Raw genomic sequence first — 24,980 nt, forward strand, 5'->3', positions numbered from 1 at the left:
TCGTATGGATTCCCAATTTGGCTTGATGAACGTCTGGAATCAAGGCGATTTCGTCACCAAGGCCGTGGCGGTGCTGCTGGTTGGCATGTCGCTCGCGTCGTGGATCGTGATCATCGTCAAGGCACTCGATGTCGTCCGCTACAAGCGCCTTGCCAAGCATTCGCAGGACTTCTGGCACAGCGAAGACTTCGCCACCGCGCTGAACAAACTGGGCAAGGACGACAGCAACCCCTTCCGCGCGCTGGCCCTTGAAGGCCGCGAGGCGGCTGCTCACCACCGCAACACCAAGGCCCATCTGCACGATGCGCTCGACGTGAGCGACTGGATCACGCGCGCACTGCGCAATGGCATCGACGCCTTCACCGCCCGACTGCAGACCGGCCTCGCGATCCTGGCTTCGGTCGGCTCCACCGCGCCGTTCATCGGCCTGTTCGGCACTGTCTGGGGTATTTATCACGCGCTCATGAGCATCAGCTCGGCCGGCCAGGCGACCATTGACAAGGTGGCTGGCCCGATCGGTGAAGCGTTGATCATGACGGCGCTCGGCCTTGCCGTGGCCATTCCCGCGGTGCTGGGCTACAACGCACTGGTGCGCGGCAACAAGTTCGTGCTGACCAAGCTCAACGCCTTCGCCCACGACCTGCACGCCTACTTCGTGACCGGCGCCCGCGTCCAGAGCGGCAGCGGCGATGCCATCGTGGTTCCGCTCAAGAAGGGCTGAGCATCATGGCTTTCGGAACGCAAGACGAACCCGATGAGGTGATGAACGAGATCAACATGACGCCGCTGGTCGACGTCATGCTGGTGCTCCTCATCATCTTCATCATCACCGTGCCGGTGATGAAGCACGCAGTCAACATCGACCTGCCGCGCGCTTCCAGCGAGCCAGAGCAGCCCAAACCGCAGAACATCCTGTTCAGCGTCACGGCTGACGGTTCCTACTACTGGAACGAACAGAAGATCGACGACAGCGAGCTGCCCAACCGCCTCGCCGCCGAAGCCGCCAAGGAACCGCAGCCCGAGCTGCATATCCGCGGCGACAAGGCCGTGCGTTACGAGCGCGTGGCCAAGGCGATGTCGGAAGCCCGTGAAGCCGGTGTGCGCAAGATCGGCTTCATCACGGAGCCTGAAGCGAAGTGATCTGAAATCGCAAGCCAAAAAAAGTTGATCGCGACGATTGACTTTTTATTGCGAATCATTATCATTCACTCATCGCTTCGATAAGGGAACTCCAGATGCCAGCCACACCGAATGCCTTTTCTGTCCTGAACCATCCTTCGCTCGACCAGTCGGGTGGCGGCCATGCGTCCATCCAGGCAACGCGTCCGGTGCCGATGGTCGAAAGCACGGAGCTTCTGAAAGGAAGCAAGACCGTGGGCATCATGCACAACGGTTCCCTCTACCGGCTTCAAGCCACCAAACTCGGCAAGCTGATCCTGACCAAGTAAGTCGTCCAGCCCGCCCTTCGCGCAAGTTTCATCGTGGGGCGACTCAAGGAGATTCATCTCCGAAGGGTCGTTTTTTGCTAGCCAACGGTTCGCCGACTAGCCAAGCTTTTTTTCACGCTGAAGCAGCCCAAAAGAAAACGCCGACCTCGAAGTCGGCGTTTTGCTTTGTGCGGAAGAAAAACTCAGAGGCCGAGAGCCGCAATGCCCGCCTTGGCAATCTGGGCATCTTCATTCGACTTCACGCCGCTCACGCCAACAGCGCCGATCACCTGGCCGTCCTTGACGATAGGCACGCCGCCTTCGAGCAAGCCCTGCACTTCGGGAGCCGTCAGGAACGCCGTGCGGCCGCCGTTGATGATGTCTTCGTAGACCTTGCTTTCGCGCCGGCCCATAGCTGCCGTGTGCGCCTTGGCAGGAGCGATGTGCGAAGACAGCGCCGCGGCGCCGTCCAAGCGCTGCAGCCAGAGCAGGTTGCCGGCGTCGTCCGAGATCGCGATCGTCACCGCCCAGTTGTTCTTCAGGGCCTCGGCTTCAGCCGCTGCGGCAACGGCCTTGACGTCGGCGAGTTCGAGGAAAGATTTGGTCTTCATGATGAGCTCAGTTTGCGTGAAAACCCGACAGCATAACGGCCATGCTGCCAGGGGTGTCTTAAGGGCTTGAGAACACCCCGCATACGGTCTTTGCGACACCCCCTCTTGCAGCCCCCTAGAATGCGCCCAACTGCGTCATTGCAGCAATCACAGGAGCTCCGGCCATGAACGACCGCGTTACCACCCTAGATACTTCAACAGGCTACGGCCAGCCGCTGGCGCAGGCTGAACGCCAGCGCGTACTGCGCAACACCTACTGGCTGCTTGCACTGAGCATGCTGCCCACCGTTCTGGGCGCCTGGGTCGGCGTGAGCACCGGCATCACCCGCTCGCTCACCGGTGGCCTGGGCCTCATCGTCTTCCTCGGCGGCGCCTTCGGCTTCATGTTCGCCATCGAGAAGACCAAGAACTCCGCCGCCGGCGTGCCGGTGCTGCTGGCCTTCACCTTCTTCATGGGCCTGATGCTGTCGCGCCTGATCGCGATGGTGCTCGGCTTCAAGAATGGCTCGGAACTCATCATGACGGCCTTCGGCGGCACCGCCGGCGTGTTCCTCGTGATGGCCTCGCTGGCCACGGTCATCAAGCGCGACCTGTCAGGCATGGGCAAGTTCCTGTTCGTCGGCGCGCTGGTGCTGATGTTCGGCGCCATCATCAATGTGTTCGTTGGTTCGACCACGGGCATGCTGGTCATCTCGGTGGCTGCCATCGGCATCTTCTCGGCCTACATGCTCTATGACCTGAAGCAGATCATGGACGGCGGCGAAACCAACTACATCAGCGCCACGCTCGCGCTATACCTCGACCTGTTCAACGTGTTCCAGAGTCTGCTGGCGCTGCTGGGCATCTTCGGCGGCGAGCGCGACTGAACGAACGAACAAGCGAGCGAATCGCGCTCACCAGAACAAAGGGCCCCGAGGGGCCCTTTTTCATTCCAGCTCGAAGACCGCTATCGACTCGACGTGCGCGGTGTGCGGAAACATGTTGACCACCCCCGCGAATGTGCAGCGGTAGCCCGCCTGGTGCACCAGCAAGCCGGCGTCGCGCGCGAGCGTTGAGGGATTGCAACTCACGTACACGATGCGCTTGGGCGGCGTCCAGCCATCAGTGCGCAACTCGGGCTGCTGGTGTAGGTCGGCCATGGCCTTGGCCAACGCGAACGCGCCTTCGCGCGGCGGATCGACCAGCCACTTGTCGGCGCTGCCATCTGCCACCAGCATCGCCGGCGTCATGTCGAACAAATTGCGCGCCACGAAGGTTGCAGGCGACAACGCACGGCGGGCCGAGGTTGCAGGCTGGTTTCTCTTGAAGTTGTCGGTCGCGCGCGCCACCAGCGTGTCGCTGCCCTCGATGCCCAGCACCTCGCGCGCCTTGCTCGCCAGCGGCAGGGTGAAGTTGCCGAGGCCGCAGAACCAGTCGATCACGCGCTCGTCCGACTGCACGTCGAGCAGGCGCAGCGCCTTGCCCACCAGCGCCCGATTGATGTGCGGATTGACCTGCGTGAAATCGGTGGGCTTGAACGGCATCGTGACACCGAACTCCGGCAGCCGATACGCCAGCGGCGTGCCGCCCTCTTCCAGCAGCTTCACGGTTTCCGGCCCCTTGGCTTGCAGCCACCACTGGACGCCTTCGTTGCCCGCGGCAAAGGCCTTCAACCGATCGATGTCCGCACGCGAGAGCGGCTCGAGGTGACGCAGCACCAAAGCGATCGTGCCGAGCCGCGTGGAATCGGGTGCGTCACCGCAGGCCAATTCGATCTGCGGGCATGTCTCGCGCGCATCCATCGAACCGATCAACGCGCGCAGCGGCATCAGCATCTCGCTGACCTGCTTCGGCAGCACCGGGCACACCTGCATGTCGGCCAGGTAGCGGCTCTTGCGTTCGTGAAAACCGATCAGCACCGTGCCCTTCTTGACCACATGGCGCACCGAAAGACGCGCGCGGTAGCGGTAGTGCCAAGCCGGCCCTTCGAGCGGCCGCAGCAGGTTGTCGGGTTTGACCTTGCCGAGGTGCCACAGGTTGTCTTCCAGTGCGCGCTGCTTCACGGCCACCTGGGCGGCCGCGTCCAGGTGCTGCATCTTGCAACCGCCGCAGGCACCCGTGTGCAGGCCGAAATGCGGGCAGCCCGGGCGCACCCGCTGCGACGATTCGCGGCGGATGGTCGTGACCGTGCCCTGCTCCCAGTTGTTCTTGCGGCGATGGACATTGAACTGCACTTCCTCGAAAGGCAATGCGCCTTCGATGAACACGACCATGCCGTCGGCCTTGTGCGCCACGCCCTGCGCATCGAGGTCGAGAGACTCGACCTGCAGCCATTCTTCGCCGGGATTCGTGGGGACTTTCTTTTCTTCGATGGATTCCGTCATCCCCCGATTGTCTCAGCGTGGCCGGGCCCCCTAGAACAGCGCGTCGCGGCCCACGCCCGAACGGGCCAGTTGGCGGCGCATCTTGGCCAGCGCCTCGTTCTGGATCTGCCGTACACGCTCGCGCGTGAGGCCGAGGCGCACGCTCAGCACCTCCAGCGTTTCGGGCTCGCGGTCGTGCAGGCCATAGCGCCCCTCCAGCACCTCGCGTTCGCGCGCATCGAGGGCGTGCACCCATTGGTCGAGCAGGCGCTCCACCTCGTGCGTGTGCGCCACGCCAGTCGGACTACTCTGCTCGTCTTCAGAAGCCACGGTATCGGCCAGCGTGAAGCCCTCGTCTCCCCGGGCATCGCCCGCATCCAGCGAGCGCGGGGCCTCGGACAGGGCCAGCAGGTCGGCCACCGCCTGCACCTCGCGGCCCAGCAGCGCAGCAATGTCTTCCACGCGCACGCCGTCGGGCCGGTGCGCAAGGAATTCGGCGTCGCCTTCGAGGGTGCGGCGAGCCCTCAGAACTTGCTGCAGTTCGCGCACCACATGCACCGGCAGCCGGATCGCACGCGCCTGCGTCATGACGGCGCGCTCGACAGACTGGCGGATCCACCAGGTCGCATACGTGGAAAAGCGAAAGCCGCGTTCGGGCTCGAACTTGGTGATGGCGTGCATCAGGCCAAGATTGCCTTCCTCGATGAGGTCGGACAGCGGCACGCCCCGGCCCAGGTAGCTCTTGGCGATGTTGACCACGAGCCGCAAGTTGTGCTCGATCATCGATTGGCGCGCGGCGAAGTCGCCAGCCCGCGCGGCGCATGCAGTCTGGTATTCCTGCGCGGGCGTGAAGAGTTCGGTGCGCCGGACCTGGCGCAGGTAGATGGTCAGCGCATCCGCGCCCTCGCCGCCAATCAGTTCGCTCGCGACGCCATTGGGCAGCGCGGTGTCTGTCGACGACGGATCTACGCCTTCTTCTTGGGGACCAGCGCTCTCGCTGGTGAGCTCGCGCTGACCCTTGCTGGAAGATGGGCTGCTGCCCCTGCCCGCCGACCCGCGCACAGGCAACAGCGTACGGCGGGGGCGGGAGGCAGCCATGGCATCACCGGCCGGGCAGGTAGCGCGAAGGATCGACGGGCTTGCCCTGGCGGCGAATCTCGAAATGCAGCTTCACGCGATCAGCATCGCTGTTGCCCATCTCGGCGATCTTCTGGCCCTTCTGAACCGACTGGTCTTCCTTCACGAGCAGCGTCTGGTTGTGCGCATACGCCGTGAGGTAGGTGTTGTTGTGCTTCAGGATGATCAGGTTGCCATAGCCGCGCAGACCCGCACCCGCATAGACCACACGACCGTCGGCGGCGGCCAGCACGGGGTCGCCCGCCTTGCCGCTGATGTCGTAGCCCTTGTTCTTGGCTTCGTCGAAACCCGCGATCAGCGAACCGCTGGCGGGCCAGATCCAGCCGAGGTCTTCATCACCCGAGTTGCCGCTGCCAGGACTGGCTGGGGAAGCCGTAACCGGGGCCGGTGGCTTGCTCGCACCGCTGGCAGGCGTCGTAGGCACCACCGCAGGCTGCGGCGTCACAGGCTTCGTGACCGCACCTTCGGAAGAAGTGGCCGGAGGCGTCGCGGGCGCGGCCGCAACAGCCGTTCCCGAACCAACTGGCGGAATCACGCGCAGCACCTGGCCGACTTCGATCAGGTCTGGGTTATCGATGTTGTTCCAGCGAACGATGTCCTGCCAGCGCTGGCCGGTTTCATTGCCGATACGGCGGATCGTGTCGCCCGGGCGCACAGCGTAGTAGCCAGGCTTGCCATAGTTTTCGATACCGGCGAGTGGCTTGCCGTTGGCATCTGTGGTGATGGGCGGGCCGCCGGGCACTGCTGCGCCTGGCGCGCGCGTCATGGTGCCGCGGTCTTCGACCGGTGCCGGCCCACGCGGTGTGGAACAGCCCGCGATCACGAGCACAAAGGCCAACGTGACGCCAGCGAACCAACTCCGATTGCCAAAACCCTGCATTTGTTATTCCTTCAAGCGATACCCGATTTTAGGGGGACAAAGTGAACCGCCTCAAGAATGAGCCGCTCCAGTCCCCGTGAGGTCTTGTCGATGACGACAAGGGCTTGACCACCACTCGCTGATTGGGTTGGCGCCACGATGCGGCCGCCCACCGCGAGCTGCGCAATCCAGGCCTCGGGCACCGCCTCGCCGCCTGCCGCGGCAATGATGCCGGCATAGGGCGCGCCCTTGGCATAGCCGACCATCCCGTCGCCCAGCATCAGGTGCACCGTGGCCAAACGGAAGTGCCGCAGGTTGGCGCGCGCTCGCTCGTGCAGGCCACGCAGACGCTCGATGCTGTAGACCTCGGTCGCAACATGATTCAGCACGGCCGCCTGGTAACCGCAACCGGTGCCGATCTCGAGCACGCGGCCCAGTTTGTCCTGCGGCTTTCCTGCCAGTGCGGGTGCACCCATCAGCAGCTCGATCATGCGGGCCACCACGTTGGGCTTCGAAATGGTCTGTCCCAACCCGATCGGCAGGCTCGTGTCCTCGTACGCCTGGTTGACCAGCGCACTGTCGACGAAACGATGCCGCTCCACGGCCCCCATCGCGCGCAGAACGCGCGGATCGGAAATACCTTGTGCCGCGAGCCTCTGCACCATGCGCGCGCGCACGGCATCAGACGCCATCGAGGGCGTGGAGTGCACCAAGGGCTTGGCCGGCACGGCGGGCATGCGCCCACGCGTGGCGGCAGAAGCAGTAGGTGTCAGGCGAACGGGGAAACTGGGCCGCTGTGTGGCCATGTCAGTTGCCGAGACGGGCCACCGTCTCGCGCCATTGGCCGAGATTGGCGTGGTCGGTCAGGTCGATCTGCAGCGGTGTCAGCGCGATGTGGCCGGCTGCAGTGGCATGGAAGTCGGTGCCTTCGCCGCTGTCCTTGGCGCCGCCCGCGCCGGCGATCCAATACATGGTCTCGCCGCGAGGACTGTCCTGCGTGATCACCTTCTCAGCCGCGTGGCGGCGGCCGAGCCGGCAGACCTTGACGGGCTTCAACTCGTCGAAAGGCAGGTTCGGCACGTTCACGTTGAGCAGGAAAGCACCGCCGTCGAGCATGCGTTCGCGTTCGATCTGCTGCACCAGTCGACGCGCCACCTGGGCGGCCGCATCCACATGTGCCCAGCCTTTTTCGATCTGCGAGAACGCAATGGCCGGAATGCCGAACAGATAGGCCTCCATCGCCGCACCGACCGTGCCCGAATAGATGGTGTCGTCGCCCATGTTGGCACCGTTGTTGATGCCGGAAACCACCAGGTCGGGCCGATAGTCGAGCAGGCCCTTGAGCGCGATGTGCACGCAGTCGGCTGGAGTGCCGGTCACATAGCGAAAGCCGTTGTGCGCCTCGCGCACGTAGAGCGGTGCCGCCAGGGTCAGCGCGTTCGACTTGGCACTGTTGTTGTGCTCGGGTGCAACCACCTCGACCTCGGCGATGTCCTTGAGCGCGTCGTGCAGCGCGACGATGCCCGGCGCCTGAAAGCCATCGTCGTTGGAAATTAGTATCTTCATGGTGTCCTGGATGCGCTCAGATTGTAGGCGTCGGGTGCGTCGCAGCAGGGACAAGCCCACCCCACCGCGCCACCTATCATCGCCCGCATTCATTGGCCGAACATTACCTACCCGAAGGAGACCCGAGCATGCACGCATGGCTTTGCGAAAACCCCACCGGCGTCGACGCGCTGACCTGGAAAGAACTGCCGACACCAACACCGGGCCCGGGTCAGGTGCTGATCGAAATCAAGGCGGCGAGCCTGAATTTCCCCGATCTGCTTATCGTGCAGAACAAATACCAGATGAAGCCGCCCCTCCCCTTCGTGCCGGGCTCTGAATATGCGGGCGTCGTCCAGGCGGTCGGCGATGGTGTCACGCACCTCAAGGTCGGGCAGAACGTGGCCTGCCTTTCGGGCACTGGCGGCTTCGGCACCCATACGCTGGCGCCCGCGGCCCTGTGCATGCCACTGCCTGAAGGTTTCGGTCACGTCGATGCGGCGGCTTTCATCATGATCTATGCCACATCGTGGCATGCACTGATGGACCGCGCGCAACTCAAGGCCGGCGAAACCGTGCTGGTGCTCGGTGCGGCTGGCGGCGTGGGTACGGCGGCCATCCAGATCGCAAAGGCTGCAGGAGCCAAGGTGATCGCAGCCGCCTCCACTGATGAGAAATGCGAGCTTTGCCGTTCCATCGGCGCCGACGCGACGATCAACTACACGACGCATGCGCTGCCCAACGGTTTTCGCGACGCCATCAAGGCCGCCACCGATGGCAAAGGACCGGACGTCATTTACGACCCGGTGGGCGGTGATTTTGCAGAGCCGGCCTTTCGCTCCATCGGCTGGCGCGGCCGTTATTTGGTCGTCGGTTTTGCGTCCGGCCCGATTCCGTCGCTGCCATTGAATCTGACGCTGCTGAAAGGCGCTTCGCTGGTCGGCGTGTTCTGGGGCGATTTCGCCAAGCGAGAACCCAAGGCCAATGCACAGATGATGGCGGAATTGGCGCACTGGTACGGTCAGGGAAAGATCAAGCCAGTGATCGACAGCACGATGCCGATGGCGGAATTGAAGGCCGCATACGCCCACATGGGTTCGCGCGGCGTTAAAGGAAAACTGGTGATGGTGAACTGAGCGCGTCCCCCTCAACGCCCAATAAAAAAGCCCGCGCATGCGGGCTTTTTTATTGGGCACCTGCCCAGCAAAAACAGGGGCACTTACTTGATCTCGTAATCAGAAAGCGACTTGCCTGCGGCCAATGCCTCAGTCACCCAACGCGGCTTGCGGCCACGGCCACCAGACCAGGTTTCGCCCGTCGGGCCGCGGTATTTGGCGGCAGCCTTGGCCGGAGCAGCTCCCGCACTGCGCTTGGCCGCGCCCACACGGCCGGTAAGTTTCAGATCGGAAGCCGTCAAACCGTATTCGGCGATCTTCTTGCGCAACTCTTCAACCACGCCTGCGCGTTCCTGGTTGCGCAGGTCTTCAGCCTGCTTGCGCAATTGCGCAATCTGCTCGTCATGCTTCTTGATCTGGGAATTGATATCGGCGAGGGTCGAAGCCATTGTTGGACTCCTGAAATTGAAAACGGGTGGATTTTAATTCAGTTTACATTTGCCACAAGTACCTTACCGCGCGAAAAAATTGGCGGCGCATTGCATTAATGCAACAACTCGCAACATAAAGCGCACCACTTTGGACGCGTTATATGCACGTGAGATGGGGAAAAGAGTCCGCGGCGCGCAGGCAGAAGAAGAAGTTGCGGCGGCCAGAAATGGCAACGCCGGGGCAAGCCCGGCGCTGTGATCCTTTGAGCGCTATTGCGCAATAGCACAAAGGAGATATGAGATATTTTTTGGGGTGGCTGATGGGACTCGAACCCACGACGACCAGAATCACAATCTGGGACTCTACCAGCTGAGCTACAGCCACCGCAGAGCCTACGATTGTAGCGTTAAAAATCGCGGTTTTGACGGCAGCAATCAATGGCGAGGCCTGAAAGCTACATTTTCACCCGGCCGCCATTGGCCCGCCCGGGGTCACACCCTCCTGAATCTTGATCGAGCCATCGGATCTCTCGTGCGTGCCGATCAACAGTCCGCTGGCAATAGCGTGTTCGTGCAAGGCATCGACGATCTCGTCACGGCCGGGAGTGTCTGAAAGCTCCGGAACGCTTCCAAGCGCAAACAACTGGAACGCGTATCGATGGACCCCGTGCCCAGGAGGCGGATCGGGCGGCAGCCAAGCTGCCTGCAGTGTCGAATTGCGCCCAACGTGCAATCCCGCGCCCTCACTGCCCTGACTGGGAATGGCAGCCTCGGCCAGCGCCCCGCTGTCCGCCGCAAGATTCACCACGATGGCATGCACCAGCGGATTCGGCGTGGGTGAATCGGCGTCTTCCACGATAAGCAGCAACGACGCCGCGCCAGCCGGCAAGCCGGTCCACTGGAGCGGCGGCGATACGCCTTCGCCATCAGCGGTATAGCGCCTCGGCAGCGGCGCATGATCCGCAAAGGCCACACTGGTGAGCGCAATGGAGGCCATCCCTTCCCGCATGCCGAGAGTGTTGAAGACGATGTTGTCCAGGCCGGCGCGCACACCCTGCAGCGCCTGGCCGATGACTTCGGGCAGTTTTTCGAGCATGCGAACGGTGTATCGCGGCGCTGGCAGCGGACCTGTAGGACGCGGCGCAGCCTCCACGTCACGAAGTCCGGCACAAATTCTCGTGTGCCTGTTCGATGTGCGTCGCCGGCACCGACACGCATATCGCTCCGCTATCATGAATGCGGCCCGCGCAGACGGGCATGGCTTCTGGCCACTTCCACCACTTCACCACCAAAGGAATTTCTTCATGAGCATCGTCTGGACTATTCTGATCGGGTTCGTCGTGGGTCTTGTGGCACGGGCCGTCAAACCGGGCGACGACTCCGCGGGCTTCATCGTCACCACCATCATCGGCGTTGCAGGCTCGCTGATCGTCACGTACGTCGGCCAGTCGCTGGGCTGGTACACCGCCGGCCAGGGCGCTGGCTTCATCGCCTCCGTGCTGGGCGCGATCGTGCTGCTCATCATCTACGGCCTGATCAAGCGCAAGAGCTGATGCAAAAAAGGGGCCGTGCCGCTCCGCGCGCACGGCCACTGTGATGCCCCGCAAACCACGCGCCAAGCATCATGTCTATGTGGTCGAACTCGACGACCGCGTATGGAACAACGGCCGCTTCAGGCGCGCCAACCCCGACTACCAACTCGGCAAGCCCTTCGTCTACGTCGGCATGACCGGCCTGGACCCCGACATCCGTTTCGACAAGCACAAGGCCGGCATCCAGGCCAACACCTTCGTGCAGGAGTTCGGCCTTCGCTTGCTGCCCGCGCTCTACGAACGCTACAACCCGATGACCTACGAGGACGCACGCCTGATGGAGGTCGACCTCGGCATCGCGCTGCGCAAGGCCGGCTACGGCGTTTGGCAGGCCTGATGCGGCAAGCCTTCAGGAGTAGGTGATCCAGTCTTCATACGCCGGACCATCCAGGTGCGGCAGCGTGTTGTAGGTCACGAGCATGTGCCGCTTGGGCGTGAAGGCGAACTCGGTCACCGACGTATTGCGGATGCGCAGGTTGAGCTCGATCGTTGTCTCGGCGCTCGTACCGAGCACATGCCCCACTGCCGTGCTGATCGGCCCCCCGCTCGACACCACCAGTACCTTCGCGCCATGGTGCTTGTCACGCACGTGGTCGAGCGCCGTCGTCACTCCAGCCAGAAAGTCGACATAGCTCGGCATGCCGACTGGCGCCGTCTTGCCCTGCATCCACGCGCTCAACCCTTCGCGCAGCAGGCGGAAGTGGTGACGGTACATCTCGGGCGAATCGGGCTTCTGCAGCTGGCCTTCGTGGATGGTGGCGATGACCGCTTCGCTGTCGTACTCGTTGAGGCCGGGCCACGGCAACACGTCGTCGCGCTCGAGACCAAGGCCCTTGGCGATGCCTTCCCACGTCTGGCGATGGCGCTTCAACGTGCCGGTGATGACGGCATCGAACTTCATGCCGCGCTCACGCCAGTACTCACCGAGGCGAACAGCTTGGCGATGTCCGAGTTCGCTCAGGTTGTCATAGTCGGCAGCGCCAAAGCTGGCCTGCCCGTGGCGCACGAGGTAGAGGGTTCCCATGCACGGGATTCTGGCAAGAAGCGAAGACGCCGCTTGTCCCTCGTGCGACCAATTCGCGCGGCCATGAAAAAAGCCCGAGCCTTTGATTGGCTCGGGCTTTGCCTGGCGACGCTCGTGTGTATCAGCGGCCCGCAGCAGTCGGCAGCGTTTCTGCCGGCTTCGGCACCAGGATCTCAGCCTTGAAGCGGTCCTTCAGCATGTTGTAGTAGGCGGCATCTTCAGCCGCGGACACGGACTGGCCGACCTGCGCCTGCTCCTGTTTTGCGAGCTCGGGTGGCGGCGGCGTACGCGGAACAATCTTGGTCACGCGGACCACGGAATAGCCCTGCGCGCCGAGGTCCACGCCCACGATCGCGGGCAGCTTGGAGCCATCCGCACGCAGCGCGGCGTCGATGACCGGCAGCGGCTGCGATTGCGCGTCGCGGCGCGACACCGTCACGGGTGCGCCGAAAGTCGCGCCGTCTGCCTTGGCGGTCCACGCAGCGAGCTTGGCCTCGCCCTCGGTCTTGGCCAGCACCGCAGCGCGCTCGGTGACGAGTTGCGCACGGATCTTGTCCTTCACGTCAGCCAGCGGCACCGGATGCGCCGGCGTGTACTTCGTCACGCGGCCCGAAGCAAGCTGGCTGGGGCCGACTTCAATCGCTTCAGTGTTCTGCTTGCGGTCGAGCGAGTCGGCTGCGAACAGCGCGCTCAGGAAGTTGCGGCTGGCCAGCGGACCGGTAGCGCCCGGTGCAGGCAGGCGCGCGACGTTGTCGGCCGTCTTGATCGTGAGCTTCAGCTTGTCGGCCGCCGGCTTGAGGCTCTCGGGCGACTGGTAGACCGCATCGGTGAATGCTTCGGCCGCCTTCGCGAACTCCTGCGTCGCCTGCTGCGAGCGCATGTCGTTCTCGATGGTCGCGCGCACTTGCTCGAAGGGCGGCACCTGCGCTGGTTTGACCTCGTTGAGCTGAACGATATGGAAGCCAAACTCTGACTCGACTAAGTTGCCAATTTCGCCCTTCTTGAGCGCGAATACAGCATCGTCCAATGGCTTGGCAATGAGACTCCCCTTTGGCCCCATGTCAAGCTGACCACCACTTTTCGCCGTCAGATCATCTTGCGAGTTTTTCCTGGCCAAGTCGGCGAAGGTGTTGGGCGCCTTCTTCACATCGGCCAGCAGTTGCTCGGCCTTGGCCTTGGCCTTTTCGCGGTCGGCGGCAGACATGCTGGCTGGCGCGGTGATCAGGATGTGGCTGGCGCGGCGCTCTTCCTTGGTGCCGAAGCGCGAGGCGTTCTGTTCGTAATAGGTCTTGAGGTCGGCCTCGTTCACGACGACGTTCTTCTTGGCCGCCTCGAGGTCGAGCACGAGGTACTCGATGCTGGCCTGCTCGGGCGCCTGAAACTGTGCCGTGTGGTCCTTGTAGTAGGTCTCGATGTCGGCATCGCTCACCGTCACCTTCGATGCGAAGCTCTCGGGGCTGAAGCGGGCCACCTGGATTTCGCGGCTGTCGTAGAAGGCGTTGATGGTGGTGGCGGCCAGTGCCGGCGGTGTGAAGGCTGTATCCGAAATGCCCTGCGCGACCTGTTGCAAGCTCGCCTGTGCCCGTACGTTGGCCTTGTATTGCTCGACCGATTGGCGCTGCTCCTGCGCAAAAAGTTCGGCATTGAATTTGTTCGCGCTATCGAAATAGCGGTCGAGCCCCCGGTCTTGGGCGACGATACGCTTCATGCGTTCATCCGAAATCACAAGGTTTGACTTGCTCGCTGCTGCCGCCAATACCCGCTCTTTCACCATGCGTTCTAGCGTTGCGTAGCGCAACGCATCCGATTCGAGCACGGTCGGATCAACAGTAGGCATCTGCTGGCGAATGCGATCGGTCTCAACGCGGTGCTGCTGATCCCATTCGGGCTTCGTGATGTCGTGGCCCTCGATGCGGGCTACCTTCTCGTCGCGACCGGAGCCCTGGTAGCGCTCGACACCGAAGAGCACGAACGAGGGAATGATCAGCAAGAACAAGAAAATCATGACGATCTTGTTGTACTTGCGGAAGAAATCAAACATGCTTGAACACTCTTTTTCGACGGCTGTCGGACGGCAATAAAAAAGGCGAACTTGTGGTTCGCCTTTGCATCGGGTGGTGGTGGGTGCTGAGGGGCTCGAACCCCCGACCTACGCCTTGTAAGGGCGCCGCTCTACCAACTGAGCTAAGCACCCCACCGGGAATACTTTCCGAGTCTAACGTCTTAGTTCAGCGCGTCTTTCAGCGCCTTGCCTGGACGGAACTTCGGGATCTTGGCTGCCTTGATTTTAATCGCGTCGCCGGTGCGGGGATTTCGGCCGGTGCGGGCCGCGCGTTTGCCTACTGCGAAAGTGCCGAAACCGACGAGCGAAACGGAGCCGCCCTTTTTGAGCGTGGTACGAATGGCGCCGATGGTGGATTCGAGCGCACGGGTCGCTGCGGCTTTGGAAATATCGGCGTTCTTTGCGATGTGCTCAATCAGTTCGGTCTTGTTCACAAGGGCCCCTTGTAGAAAAAAAGTTGGTCGGCTTCCGTCAGCTGCGACCTGGCCGCAAACGGTGCGACTCAAGAGCCTGGCAGGCCTGACGCCTCGGCAGCGCACTGCCAGCGAGGATTACAACCACTGGTCTGCAGGGTGTCAATAAGACACAGAGCCATGCCGATCAGCGGAGCGCGCGATTTTAGGGGCCTTTCGTGAACTCCTTTTTCAAAGCGCCTCGGCGATCGCCTTGCCGAGGTCGCTGGTGCTGGCCGTCCCGCCGATGTCCGGGGTGCGTGGTGCTCCGCTTTGGGGCGCGAGCACCTTCTCGATGGTCGAAAGAATGGCGTCGTGCGCCTGTTTGTGGCCCAGAAACTCCAGCATCATCGCGCCGCACCAGATCTGCCCGATCGGGTTCGCGATGCCCTTGCCGGCGATGTCGGGCGCCGAGCCATGCACCGGTTCGAACAGCGAGGGCATGGTGCGCTCCGGGTTGAGATTGGCGCTCGGCGCGATGCCGATGGTGCCGGTACAGGCCGGGCCCAGGTCCGACAGGATGTCGCCGAACAGGTTGCTCGCCACCACCACGTCGAAGAAGTCGGGCCGCTGCACGAAGTGCGCGGTGAGGATGTCGATGTGGAACTTGTCGAGCGTGATGCCCGGGTAGTTCTTGCCCATCTCGGCCACGCGCTCGTCCCAGTACGGCATGGTGATCGAGATGCCGTTCGACTTGGTGGCGCTGGTCAGATGCTTCTTCGGCCGCGATTGAGCGAGCTCGAACGCGAACTTCAGTACCCGGTCGACGCCCACGCGCGACATCACGGTTTCCTGCACCACGATCTCGCGCGGCGTGCCCTGGTACATGCGCCCGCCGATGCTGGAGTACTCGCCCTCGGTGTTCTCGCGCACGATGTACATGTCGATCTCGCCGGGCTCGCGCGGCGTGCCGTCGCGCCGCACCACGGGCGCGATGATGCCGGGCATCAGGCGTGCCGGACGCAGGTTGACGTATTGGTCGAACTCGCGGCGGAACATCAGCAGCGAGCCCCACAGCGACACGTGGTCTGGAATTTTCTCGGGCCAGCCGACCGCGCCGAAGAAGATGGCGTCGTGCCCGCCGATCTGGTCCTTCCAGTTGTCGGGCAGCATCTGGCCGTGCTTCTCGTAGTAGTCCCAGCTCGAGAAATCGAAGTGGTCGAACTTCAGGTCGATGCCGAATTTGCGCGCCGCGGCATCGAGCACGCGCACGCCCTCGGGCATGGTTTCCTTGCCGATGCCGTCGCCGGCGATGACTGCGATTCTGTGGGTGCTCATGAGTTGGCTCCTGCGTGTGCGTGTTGTAGAGGTAGAAAGAATGCCTGGGCCTCGGCGAGCAACTCGTCCGGAGCCTCTTCGGGAACGTAGTGGCCGCACGGCAACGCACGGCCCGACACATCGGCGGCGCGGTCGCGCCACGGCGCGAGCACGTCGAAGGCCTTGCCGACTGCACCATGCTCGCCCCACAGCACGCGCAGCGGCTGCGCCAGCTGCCGGCCGGCGGCGATGTCTTCGCGGTCGTGCACGAGGTCGATGGTGGCGGAGGCGCGATAGTCCTCGCAGATGGATTCGGCGGTGCCCGCGATGGCGGCGCAGCGCTCGTATTCGGCCAGCACCTCGGGCGCAAAAGGCGCGAGGCCGGCATGCCGCCCGCCCATCACGCTGCGCACGTAGCGCACGGGGTTGGACGCAATCAGCGCCTCGGGCAGCGGCGGCGGCTGAATCAGGAAGAACCAATGCCAGTAGGCCTTGGCAAATGCTTCGGAAGTCTGCTCGTACATCGCAAGCGTGGGTGCAATATCGAGCAGCAGCATGCGCTCGACTGCTGCGGGATGGTCCATCGCGAGCCGATGAGCCACACGCGCGCCACGGTCGTGCGCCAGCACGCCGAAGCGCTCGAAGCCGTGATGCCGCATGGCGGCGAGTGCATCGAGCGCCATCTCCCGCTTGCTGTAGACCGCGTGTTCGACATCGGCCGCCGGCCGGCCCGAATCGCCGTAGCCGCGCAGGTCGACCGCGACCACCGTGAACCGCTCCATCAATGCCGGCGCCACGCGATGCCAGATCGCATGTGTCTGCGGATGACCGTGCAGCAGCAGCAAGGGAGCCCCGCTCCCGCCGATACGGCCGTGGATGCGCACGCCGTTGCGCTCGATGTCGAAAGTGGGAAGGGAAAGAAAAGAGGCCGTCACGGGAACGATTGTGCGTTGCGCCTCCACGATCATCAAGCAACAATCAGTCAATTCATACTTTCTGATCTGGCATGAATCAACCCTCGATGGACCGCGGCGACCTCGCACTGGTACTGGCCATTCGCGACCACGGCAGCCTGGCGGGCGCGGCAGCCACGCTCGATGTCGTGCCCTCCGTCATCACCAAGCGGCTGGGCGCGCTCGAAGCCCGCCTGGGCCAGCGCCTGTTCGACCGCACCACCCGGCGGCTCAGCGTCACCGCCGAAGGCGAGGCGGTCTGCCTGCATGCGCGAACGCTGCTCGACGGCTTTGCCGCACTCGAAAGCGAGCTCGGCGAACGCCAGAACGAGCTGACCGGCACAGTCCGTCTGGCCGCGACATTCGGCTTCGGCCGGCGCTGGCTCGGACCGGCGGTGGCGGCCTTTCAGGCGCGGCACCCCGCGCTGCAGATCGAGCTGATGTTGACCGAGCAGCTGCCCGACCTCGGCGCCGAAGGCTACGACGGCGCGGTCTGGCTCTGGGCCGTGCAGCAGCGCCATGCGGCCGACTGGGTCTCGCGGCGCATCGCGCGCAACCAGCGCGTGCTGGCGGCGTCGCCCGGCTACCTGAAGCGCCGTGGCACGCCGGCCACCGTCGAGGCACTGGCTTCGCACGATTGCCTGGTCGCCCGCGAGAACGGCGATGCCAGCCAGCGCCAGTACGCGCTCTGGACCCTGCGCCATGCGCGCGACGGCAGCACGGCGCGCGTGCGTGTTCAAGGGCCGCTGGCCAGCAACTCGGGCGAGATGGTGCGCGACTGGTGCGTGGCCGGGCACGGCGTCATGCTGCGCAGCCTGTGGGACATCGCACCGCAACTCGCGAGCGGCGAACTCGTGCGCGTGCTGCCGCAATATGCGATGGCGGAAGCCGACATCCACTGGATCGCGCCCTGGCGGCCGAAGACGCCGCGCCGCGTGCGCCTGCTGGTCGATCACCTCGTGGAGCAGTTCCGCGGCGAGCCCTGGAAGCCCGGCAAGGCCGGCGCACGTTAAGAAACCGGCCGCTCAGCGCCCGCTGCGCACCACGAGACTCACACCCACCGCGGTGAGCGCAATGCCCAGCACTGTCACCAGCGTGATCGGCTCGGAGAACAGCAGCCATGCCATCACCGCCGTGCAGGGCGGCACCAGGTACAGCAGGCTCGTGACGGCCGTCGCCGTGCCGCGCTGGATCAGCATGTAGAGCAGCGAACTGCCGCCCAGCGACAGCGCCAGCACCGACCACGCCATCGCGCCGCCCGAGTACGCGTTCCATTCGATGCCTTGAGACTCCAGCGCAGCGAACGGCAGCGTGACCAGCAGCGCCGCCGCCATCTGCACGGCGCTGGCACTGCGCACGTCACAGGGCGCGACGAAACGCTTCTGATAGAGCGTGCCCGCTGTGATACACAGCAGCGCCATCACCACCAGTGTCATCGTCAGCGCATTGACCTCGGCGCCCTGCCCGAACTTGCGCGACACCACGAGCACCAGCCCCGCAAAGCCCAGCACGAGCCCGGCCCACTGCCGGCCCGAGATGCGCCCGCCGTTGAACGACATCCACACCGCCGTCAGCACCGGCTGGATGCCGACCAGCAATGCCACCAGCCCCGCGCCCATGCCGGCATGCACCGCGGCCCACACGCCGCCCAGGTAGCCCGCCTGCATCAGGATGCCCGTGACCGCCAGGTGCCCCCACTGCGCGCGCTGCCTCGGCCACTCGACCCGCGCCAGCGCGACCCACACGCCGAAGCACACCAGCGACAAGGCGAAGCGCACGGCCAGGAACTTGAGGGGTGGCGCATACGGCATGCCGTAGCGCGCGACGATGAAGCCCGTGCTCCAGATCAGCACGAAGACCGCCGGCATCGCCCGCAGCCAGCCCCCGCCGGGGGCCGTGGCCGCCGAGGTCATTTGGTGCGGGCCCGGATTTCCGGAATGGCCTTCTGCAGGTAGTACACCATCGACCAGATGGTGAGCACGGCCGAGATCCAGATCAGCCACTGGCCCCAGACGCCGGTGTCGATCACCTTGAACAGGCGCCCGTCATAGAGCAGGAACGGAATGGCGATCATCTGCACGGTCGTCTTGACCTTGCCGATCATGTGGACCGCCACGCTCTTGCTGGCGCCGATCTGCGCCATCCATTCGCGAAGCGCCGAGATGGCGATCTCGCGGCCGATGATGATCAGCGCCACGAACACGTCGGCCCGGTTCAGGTGCACCAGCACCAGCAGCGAGGCACACACCAGGAACTTGTCGGCCACCGGATCGAGAAAGGCCCCGAAGGCCGAGGTCTGATTGAGCCGGCGTGCCAGGAAGCCGTCGAGCCAGTCGGTTGCCGCGAAGACGATGAACATGACCGTGGCGATCAGGTTGCGCATCGGCTCGGCCATCGGCAGGTAGAACACACCGACGATCAAAGGGATCGCGACGATGCGCGTCCAGGTCATGATGGTCGGTAGTGTCCAGAACATCGCTTGATTGTGTCATGGCGGAAGTAACCCCCTTCGGGGGTCACGTCCTCAATGCAACGCCTTGTAGATTTCCTCCGCCAGGTCGGAGGCAATGCCCTCGACCGACGCGATGTCTTCCACGCTTGCCGCAGCCACGCCGCGGATGCCGCCAAAGCGCTGCAGCAGCCGCGCACGCCGCTTCGGCCCGATGCCCGGAATGTCTTCGAGCTGGCTGCCGCCCACCCGCACCTTGGCGCGCTTGGCCCGCATGCCGGTGATGGCGAAGCGGTGCGCCTCGTCGCGGATCTGGGCCACCAGCATCAACGCGGCCGAGTCCTTGCCCAGGTAGACCTTCTCGCGGCCGTCGGCGAACACGAGTTCTTCGAGTCCGACCTTGCGGCCTTCGCCCTTCTCGACCCCAACGATCAGCGACAGCGGCAGACCCAGCTCGCCAAACACTTCGCGCGCCATCGACACCTGCCCCTTGCCGCCGTCCACCAGCACCAGGTCGGGCATGCGTGCGGTCCGGGGCTTCGGCGGCGCGTCTGTGTCGTCGCTTTCGGCGTCACCCGGAGGCAAGGCATCGGTCTCGGCTGCCATGGCCTCTGCCAGCTTGCCGTAGCGACGATGCAGCACCTGACGCATGGCCGCATAGTCGTCGCCAGGCGTGATGCCTTCGATGTTGTAGCGGCGGTACTCGCGGTTCTGCATGGTGTGGTGCTCGAACACCACGCACGAGGCCTGCGTCGCCTCGCCCGCGGTGTGCGAGATGTCGAAGCATTCGACGCGGAAGTTGTCGAGGTCGTCCGATGCCAATTCGAGCGCATCGACCAGCGCGCGCGTGCGCGCCTGCTGCGAGCCCTCTTCGGCCAGCAGCCGGGCCAGCTGCAGCTTGGCATTGGTCTCGGCCATTTCCAGCCAGTGCCGGCGCTGCTCGTGCGGCTGGAACACCGCCGTCACGCGCGCGCCGGCCTGCTGCGAAATCGCCTCGATCAGCTCGCGGCTCACCTGCTCGCTCAACACCAGCGTGGCAGGCACAGGCACGTCGATGTAGTGCTGCGCGATGAAGGCCTCGAGCACCTGCACTTCGATCGGGTCGGCGGCAACGGGCGGCGCATCGTCTCCATCGTCGTCAAGTTCGCCATGATGGATCTGCGCCGCGTCTTCCACGTGCACGGGAAAGTATGGCCGGTCGCCCAGGTGCCGGCCGCCGCGCACCATCGCGAGGTTCACGCAGGCCTTGCCGCCCTGCACCTTCACAGCCAGGATGTCCACGTCCTTGTCGGACGCGATCTCGATCGACTGCTGGTGCAGCACGCGCGAGATGGCCGACATCTGGTTGCGCAGTTCGGCCGCCTGCTCGAACTCGAGCTTCTCGGCATGCGCCGTCATGCGCTGTTCGAGCTTCGAGAGCACGAGTTGCGTGTCGCCCATCAGGAAGGCTTCGGCGCTGGCCACGTCCTGCGCATAGGCCTCGGGCGCGATATAGCCGACGCACGGCCCGCTGCAGCGCTTGATCTGGTACAGCAGGCAAGGCCGCGTGCGGTTGGCATACACGGTGTCCTCGCAGGTGCGCAGGCGAAACACCTTCTGCAGCAGCTGGATTGATTCCTTCACCGCCCAGGCGGTCGGGTAGGGACCGAAGTACCGGTGCTTCTTGTCGACCGCGCCGCGGTAGTAGGCCAGCCGGGGGAACTGGTGCGACGCGATCTTGAGATAGGGATAGCTCTTGTCGTCGCGAAACAGGATGTTGTAGCGCGGCTTGAGCGTCTTGATCAGGTTGTTTTCGAGCAGCAGCGCCTCGGCCTCGGAGCGCACCACCGTGGTTTCCATGCGCACGATCTTCGAGATCATGTGGCCGATGCGGGTGCCGCCGTGGCTCTTCTGGAAGTAGTTGGCAACCCGCTTCTTGAGGTTGCGCGCCTTGCCCACGTAGAGCACCGCGCCCGCCGCATCGAAATAGCGGTAGACGCCGGGCAGCTGCGGCAGGGCCGCGACTTCGCTTAGCAATTGATCGGAATGCACGTCTGACATGGCGGCTATTGTGGCGCGCGGCACGCGGTGCGGCGCCCGCCTGCGCGCAAACCCCGACGTTGCTGGAATGGAATGTGCTGAAGATGGCTACGGGCGCGAGGAGCGCCCGTGGTTTTTCAACATACCTACCCGGGAAATCCACATGAACAAAAACAACAGACGCGTCTGGTGGGCGCTCTCGCCCATCGCCCTCTCGCTGGGCCTGGCGGGCTGTGGTGGCGCCTCCAGAAACGACGCCCAAGACACGGCAACGATTCTTGCAACCATCGCCGCGATCAACGCGGCCAACCAGCCGCCCGCGCCCGACAACGGCTGCCTCACCTCGACAGGCAATTCATCCGTGGTGGTCGGCTCGGGCGACGCAGGCGACCCGGCTGCACCCGAGGCGGCGTCGGGCTATGCGCCGGGCCACAAGCTGGTGTATGCCAAGACTTACATGGTGGTGGCCAACCATCCGCTCGCCACCCGCGCCGGCTGCGACGTGCTGAAGGCCGGCGGCAGCGCCGTCGATGCGGCAGTGGCCGTGCAGGCCGTGCTGGGCCTGGTCGAGCCGCAATCCAGCGGCCTGGGCGGCGGCGCCTTCATGCTCTATTACGACGCCGCGACCAAGAAAGTGCAGGCCTACGACGGCCGCGAAACCGCGCCTGCCGCCGCCAACGAGAACTACCTGCGCTACATCGACCCGACCGGTGCCGACACCACGCCGCCTCTGCCCGGCGGCGCGCGCGCCAGCGGCCGCTCCATCGGCACGCCCGGCGCAGTGCGCATGCTCGATCTCGCCTACCAGGATCACGGCAAGCTGCCGTGGAAAGACCTCTTCGGCTACGGCATCACGCTGGCCTCCGACGGCTTCCTGATCGGCGGACGCATGGCCGCCGCCATCTCGTCGTCGGCCACCAGCCTGAAGCGCGACGCCGAAGCCACGGCCTACTTCTTCAACGCCGACGGCACGCCGAAGGCGCTGGGCACGCGGCTGCAGAACCCGGCCTACGCGAAGACGCTGACCACCATCGCCACGCAGGGCGCCAACGCCTTCTACACGGGCGACGTCGCCAAGGGCATCGTCGACAAGATCGGCATCACCACCGCCGCGAACGACGGCTCGGCCATCACACCCGGCATGACCACGCTGACCGACCTGGCCAACTACAAGGCCAAGCGGCGCGACCCGGTCTGCGGCACCTACCGCGACTACTACGTGTGCAGCATGTCGCCGCCGTCCTCGGGCGGCATCGCGGTGGTGGCGAGCCTGGGCATTCTCGAGACCTTCAACATGGGCCTGTACAAGCCGACCGCCATCGACATCGAAGGCGGCAAGCCGACCGTGATGGGCGTGCACCTGGTGAGCGAGGCCGAGCGCCTGGCCTACGCCGACCGCGACAAGTACGTGGCCGACACCGACTTCGTCCCGCTGCCCGGCGGCTCGGTCGACACGATGATCAACAAGCCCTACCTGCAGAGCCGCGCCAGCCTCATCAGCCTGACGAAGAGCATGGGCGTCGCGCAGGCCGGCAACCTGGGCGCGGTGCCGCTGGGCATCGACAAGACCGAGGAGCACGGCACCACGCACTTCACCATCGTCGACAAGCAGGGCAACGTGGTCTCGATGACCACCACGGTGGAAAGCACGCTGGGCTCGTTCCACATGACGCAGGGCTTCATGCTGAACAACCAGCTCACCGACTTCTCGGCCAATCCGAACGACACGGTCGACCCCAGCATCAAGGTGGCCAACCGCGTCGCGCCCGGCAAGCGCCCGCGCAGCACGATGGCGCCGACGCTGGTGTTCAAGAAGCAGAGCGACGGAAGCATGGGCGAATTCGTCATGGGCACCGGCTCGCCCGGCGGCGGCACCATCATCCAGTTCGTCGTGAAGACGGTGGTCGGTGCGCTCGACTGGGGGCTCGACGCACAGCAGGCCACCTCACTGGTCGACTTCGGCGCCTCCAACAGCGCGACCACCAACGTCGGCGGTGAGCATCCGAACATCGACGCGACGAACTCGGGCCTCAACGATCCGCTGGTCGCCGGCCTGATCGGGCTCGGTCACAAGGTGTCTGTATCGGCGCAGTCCAGCGGCGTGAGCACCGTCATCCGCACCAGCGTCGGTGGCAAGACGGTGCTGACCGGCGGCGCCGACCCGCGGCGCGAAGGCATCGTGCTGGGCGATACCTTCACGCCCTGAGGGTCTTGAAGGCGCCGCTTACTACTTCGCGAGTTCGCTGACCAGCCGATACAGGAACTCGCGGCCGTCGTACAGCCGCTGGATCTCGATGCGCTCGTCGAGTCCGTGCGCCCGCGCATCGGCCGGCTCCAGGAACATGCCGGTCACGCCGTACATCGGGATGCCCGCGTTGCGCATGAAGCGGCTGTCGGTGGCGCCGGTGCTCATGGCGGGCACCACTGGCACACCAGGCCACATCTGCTGCGTGATCGACTCCACCGTCTTCACGAGGTCGCCGTTCAGCGGCGACGCCGGGCTGCGCAGCGGCTTGCCCAGGTTGCGCACCACGATCTTGTCGTTGCCGATGGCCTGGGTCAGCAGGCGCTCCACTTCCTCGGGGTCGTCGTGCGGCAGGATGCGGCAGTTGACCGTGGCCTTGGCCGATTGCGGCAGCGCGTTCTCCGCGTGGCCGGCCTGCACCATCGTCGCGACGCAGGTGGTTCGGAACTGTGCGCTGTAGGCCGGGTTGGCCGACATGCGCTCGATGACTGCGGGATCGGGATTGCCGTTGCCCACCGCGCGCATGTCGTCGGCCAGCTGGCCGGTGGCGAACGGTGCGCTGCGCGCGAAGTAGGTCTTGGTGACGTCCGCAAGCTTCACCGGAAAGCTGAAATTGCCCAGGCGCTCCAGGCCCGCTGCGAGCGCATAGATCGGGTTGTTCTTCGTCGGCACCGAGCTGTGGCCGCCCACGTCGCGCGCCTCCAGCATGTAGGTGGTGTACATCTTCTCGGCCACCTGCATGCGGTGCAGGTTCGGCTTGCCGCCGCGCAGCTCGCCGCCTCCGCCTTCGTTGATGCCGAATTCCGCCTGCAGCAGCTCGGGCTTGTTGTTGATGAGCCAGAAGGCGCCGTTGCTGAGCGCATCGCCGCGCTCTTCGTCGGCAGTCAGCGCGAGGATGATGTCGCGCTTGGGCTTGAAGCCCTCCTGCTTCAGTTGCCCCACCACGGAGACCAGTGCCGCAGCCATCGCCTTGTCGTCGATGGCGCCGCGGGCGGTGAAGTAGCCGCCGGTTTCCTGCAGCTTGAAGGGGTCGGTCTTCCAGTCTTCGCGGCGGGCCTCGACCACGTCGATGTGGGCCAGCAACAGCAGCGGCTTCTTGCTGCCGTCGCCCTTGAAGCGCAGCACCAGGTTGCCCTTCTTCGGGAAGGGTTCGAAGATCTGGACGTCGCCGGGCGCGAAGCCAGCATCGACCAGACGCTTTTCCATGGCGCGCGCCGCCACGGTGTTGTCGCCCACCGAATGGGTGGTGTTGATCTCGATCAGCTCTTTGTAGATGTCGTGAAAGCGCTGCTGCTGCGGTGTGAGCGCAGGAGCCGAAGTCTGGGCCGACGCACCGGCCATGCCGCACAAGGCCAGCGACAGGGCGAGCACGGTTCTCGCGGAACGAAAGGACAGGGGCGAGCGGCGACGGGTCTGCATCCTCATGGGTTCTCTCTCCAGTGGTGGTTGTGCCGTCAGCA

26 protein-coding genes and 2 tRNA genes are annotated in these 24,980 nt (G+C 64.6%); 9 read left to right on the plus strand and 19 right to left on the minus strand.

The genetic code is table 11. The annotated features are described in order from the left end of the window. The first annotated feature begins 4 nt into the window (after positions 1–4). The 3 genes from BMW87_RS17540 (at position 5) to hemP (ending at position 1,448) form a co-directional block, all read left to right on the plus strand. A complete protein-coding gene (locus BMW87_RS17540) occupies positions 5–721 on the plus strand; it encodes a MotA/TolQ/ExbB proton channel family protein (RefSeq protein WP_093077692.1) in 717 nt (238 codons plus the stop codon). A 5-nt stretch (positions 722–726) separates the two neighbouring features. After that, positions 727–1,140 carry an ExbD/TolR family protein gene (locus BMW87_RS17545; RefSeq protein WP_007830740.1) on the plus strand — a complete coding sequence of 138 codons (414 nt, stop codon included), beginning with the start codon at positions 727–729 and terminating at the stop codon, positions 1,138–1,140. Between the two features lie 95 nt (positions 1,141–1,235). After that, on the plus strand, positions 1,236–1,448 hold the full coding sequence (gene hemP / locus BMW87_RS17550; RefSeq protein WP_093051151.1) for a hemin uptake protein HemP: 213 nt from the start codon (positions 1,236–1,238) through the stop codon (positions 1,446–1,448). Positions 1,449–1,630: 182 nt separating this feature from the next. Here hemP and BMW87_RS17555 read toward each other — a convergent pair whose 3' ends face one another. Beyond that, positions 1,631–2,038 (minus strand): GlcG/HbpS family heme-binding protein, encoded by a 408-nt coding sequence (locus tag BMW87_RS17555; protein ID WP_093051154.1) that lies wholly within the window; start codon positions 2,036–2,038, stop codon positions 1,631–1,633. Positions 2,039–2,202: 164 nt separating this feature from the next. Here BMW87_RS17555 and BMW87_RS17560 point away from each other — a divergent pair, with 164 nt between their 5' ends. Further along, positions 2,203–2,904, plus strand: a complete 702-nt coding sequence (locus BMW87_RS17560) for a Bax inhibitor-1/YccA family protein (protein ID WP_093077694.1) — start codon at positions 2,203–2,205, stop codon at positions 2,902–2,904. Between the two features lie 60 nt (positions 2,905–2,964). Here the strand turns inward: BMW87_RS17560 and rlmD are convergent, their stop codons facing one another. From rlmD to surE, 5 genes are read right to left on the minus strand one after another with little or no spacing between them, the layout of a single operon-like run. Beyond that, complete coding sequence (gene rlmD / locus BMW87_RS17565) at positions 2,965–4,401, minus strand: 23S rRNA (uracil(1939)-C(5))-methyltransferase RlmD (RefSeq protein ID WP_093077696.1); 1,437 nt, start codon at positions 4,399–4,401, stop codon at positions 2,965–2,967. Positions 4,402–4,431: 30 nt separating this feature from the next. After that, on the minus strand, positions 4,432–5,478 hold the full coding sequence (locus BMW87_RS17570; protein ID WP_093077698.1) for a sigma-70 family RNA polymerase sigma factor: 1,047 nt from the start codon (positions 5,476–5,478) through the stop codon (positions 4,432–4,434). Positions 5,479–5,482: 4 nt separating this feature from the next. Continuing rightward, on the minus strand, positions 5,483–6,397 hold the full coding sequence (locus tag BMW87_RS17575; RefSeq protein ID WP_093051166.1) for a peptidoglycan DD-metalloendopeptidase family protein: 915 nt from the start codon (positions 6,395–6,397) through the stop codon (positions 5,483–5,485). 11 nt (positions 6,398–6,408) lie between these two features. Continuing rightward, positions 6,409–7,182, minus strand: a complete 774-nt coding sequence (locus BMW87_RS17580; protein WP_093077699.1) for a protein-L-isoaspartate(D-aspartate) O-methyltransferase — start codon at positions 7,180–7,182, stop codon at positions 6,409–6,411. A gap of 1 nt (position 7,183) precedes the next feature. Next, on the minus strand, positions 7,184–7,942 hold the full coding sequence (surE, locus tag BMW87_RS17585; protein WP_093051172.1) for a 5'/3'-nucleotidase SurE: 759 nt from the start codon (positions 7,940–7,942) through the stop codon (positions 7,184–7,186). A 128-nt stretch (positions 7,943–8,070) separates the two neighbouring features. On the opposite strand from surE, the gene BMW87_RS17590 reads away from it, so the two are divergent. Further along, complete coding sequence (locus BMW87_RS17590; RefSeq protein ID WP_093051175.1) at positions 8,071–9,057, plus strand: NADPH:quinone oxidoreductase family protein; 987 nt, start codon at positions 8,071–8,073, stop codon at positions 9,055–9,057. Between the two features lie 83 nt (positions 9,058–9,140). Here the strand turns inward: BMW87_RS17590 and BMW87_RS17595 are convergent, their stop codons facing one another. The 3 genes from BMW87_RS17595 to BMW87_RS17605 form a co-directional block, all read right to left on the minus strand. Next, a complete protein-coding gene (locus BMW87_RS17595) occupies positions 9,141–9,485 on the minus strand; it encodes an H-NS histone family protein (RefSeq protein WP_093051178.1) in 345 nt (114 codons plus the stop codon). A 291-nt stretch (positions 9,486–9,776) separates the two neighbouring features. After that, positions 9,777–9,852: transfer RNA gene (locus BMW87_RS17600), tRNA-His, on the minus strand. A 78-nt stretch (positions 9,853–9,930) separates the two neighbouring features. Then, entirely contained in the window at positions 9,931–10,563 is a 633-nt protein-coding gene (locus tag BMW87_RS17605) for a YbhB/YbcL family Raf kinase inhibitor-like protein (protein ID WP_093077701.1), read from the minus strand. A gap of 208 nt (positions 10,564–10,771) precedes the next feature. Between BMW87_RS17605 and BMW87_RS17610 the strand changes: the two genes are divergently transcribed. Together BMW87_RS17610 and BMW87_RS17615 are read left to right on the plus strand one after the other, a co-directional pair. Next, a complete protein-coding gene (locus BMW87_RS17610; RefSeq protein WP_007830716.1) occupies positions 10,772–11,020 on the plus strand; it encodes a GlsB/YeaQ/YmgE family stress response membrane protein in 249 nt (82 codons plus the stop codon). Between the two features lie 43 nt (positions 11,021–11,063). Beyond that, positions 11,064–11,396 (plus strand): hypothetical protein, encoded by a 333-nt coding sequence (locus BMW87_RS17615; protein ID WP_093051185.1) that lies wholly within the window; start codon positions 11,064–11,066, stop codon positions 11,394–11,396. Between the two features lie 12 nt (positions 11,397–11,408). On the opposite strand, the gene BMW87_RS17620 is transcribed toward BMW87_RS17615, so the two are convergent. The 6 genes from BMW87_RS17620 to BMW87_RS17645 all read right to left on the minus strand — a co-directional run bounded on the left by BMW87_RS17620 (position 11,409) and on the right by BMW87_RS17645 (position 16,822). Continuing rightward, the gene (locus tag BMW87_RS17620) at positions 11,409–12,083 is read right to left on the minus strand and encodes a histidine phosphatase family protein (RefSeq protein ID WP_093077702.1); all 675 of its coding nucleotides are present in this window, start codon (positions 12,081–12,083) and stop codon (positions 11,409–11,411) included. Positions 12,084–12,204: 121 nt separating this feature from the next. Continuing rightward, positions 12,205–14,124 (minus strand): peptidyl-prolyl cis-trans isomerase, encoded by a 1,920-nt coding sequence (locus tag BMW87_RS17625; RefSeq protein ID WP_093077704.1) that lies wholly within the window; start codon positions 14,122–14,124, stop codon positions 12,205–12,207. A 77-nt stretch (positions 14,125–14,201) separates the two neighbouring features. Further along, positions 14,202–14,277: transfer RNA gene (locus BMW87_RS17630), tRNA-Val, on the minus strand. Between the two features lie 29 nt (positions 14,278–14,306). Then, a complete protein-coding gene (locus BMW87_RS17635; RefSeq protein WP_007830705.1) occupies positions 14,307–14,579 on the minus strand; it encodes an HU family DNA-binding protein in 273 nt (90 codons plus the stop codon). 210 nt (positions 14,580–14,789) lie between these two features. Then, positions 14,790–15,875: a tartrate dehydrogenase gene (locus tag BMW87_RS17640; protein ID WP_093077705.1), complete on the minus strand. Its 1,086-nt coding sequence runs from the start codon at positions 15,873–15,875 to the stop codon at positions 14,790–14,792. Next, the gene (locus BMW87_RS17645; RefSeq protein ID WP_371258819.1) at positions 15,872–16,822 is read right to left on the minus strand and encodes an alpha/beta fold hydrolase; all 951 of its coding nucleotides are present in this window, start codon (positions 16,820–16,822) and stop codon (positions 15,872–15,874) included. The genes BMW87_RS17640 and BMW87_RS17645 overlap by 4 nt, the downstream gene beginning before the upstream one ends. A 38-nt stretch (positions 16,823–16,860) precedes the next feature. Between BMW87_RS17645 and BMW87_RS17650 the strand changes: the two genes are divergently transcribed. Then, a complete protein-coding gene (locus BMW87_RS17650) occupies positions 16,861–17,820 on the plus strand; it encodes a LysR substrate-binding domain-containing protein (RefSeq protein ID WP_093051196.1) in 960 nt (319 codons plus the stop codon). Positions 17,821–17,832: 12 nt separating this feature from the next. Here BMW87_RS17650 and BMW87_RS17655 read toward each other — a convergent pair whose 3' ends face one another. Genes BMW87_RS17655 through uvrC form a run of 3 tightly spaced genes read right to left on the minus strand, consistent with a single transcriptional unit; the run spans position 17,833 to position 21,296 of the window. Next, positions 17,833–18,720 (minus strand): DMT family transporter, encoded by an 888-nt coding sequence (locus BMW87_RS17655; protein ID WP_093051199.1) that lies wholly within the window; start codon positions 18,718–18,720, stop codon positions 17,833–17,835. Further along, on the minus strand, positions 18,717–19,283 hold the full coding sequence (pgsA, locus tag BMW87_RS17660) for a CDP-diacylglycerol--glycerol-3-phosphate 3-phosphatidyltransferase (protein ID WP_093051202.1): 567 nt from the start codon (positions 19,281–19,283) through the stop codon (positions 18,717–18,719). The genes BMW87_RS17655 and pgsA overlap by 4 nt, the downstream gene beginning before the upstream one ends. Positions 19,284–19,331: 48 nt before the next feature. Next, a complete protein-coding gene (gene uvrC, locus BMW87_RS17665; protein ID WP_093051205.1) occupies positions 19,332–21,296 on the minus strand; it encodes an excinuclease ABC subunit UvrC in 1,965 nt (654 codons plus the stop codon). 142 nt (positions 21,297–21,438) lie between these two features. On the opposite strand from uvrC, the gene ggt reads away from it, so the two are divergent. Then, the gene (gene ggt / locus BMW87_RS17670) at positions 21,439–23,481 is read left to right on the plus strand and encodes a gamma-glutamyltransferase (protein ID WP_093077707.1); all 2,043 of its coding nucleotides are present in this window, start codon (positions 21,439–21,441) and stop codon (positions 23,479–23,481) included. Between the two features lie 21 nt (positions 23,482–23,502). Here ggt and BMW87_RS17675 read toward each other — a convergent pair whose 3' ends face one another. Beyond that, positions 23,503–24,945, minus strand: a complete 1,443-nt coding sequence (locus tag BMW87_RS17675) for a M20/M25/M40 family metallo-hydrolase (protein WP_093077708.1) — start codon at positions 24,943–24,945, stop codon at positions 23,503–23,505. Positions 24,946–24,980: the final 35 nt, after the last annotated feature.

The sequence above is a fragment of the Variovorax sp. OV084 genome, from assembly GCF_900111625.1.
Classification (GTDB): Bacteria; Pseudomonadota; Gammaproteobacteria; order Burkholderiales; family Burkholderiaceae_C; genus Variovorax.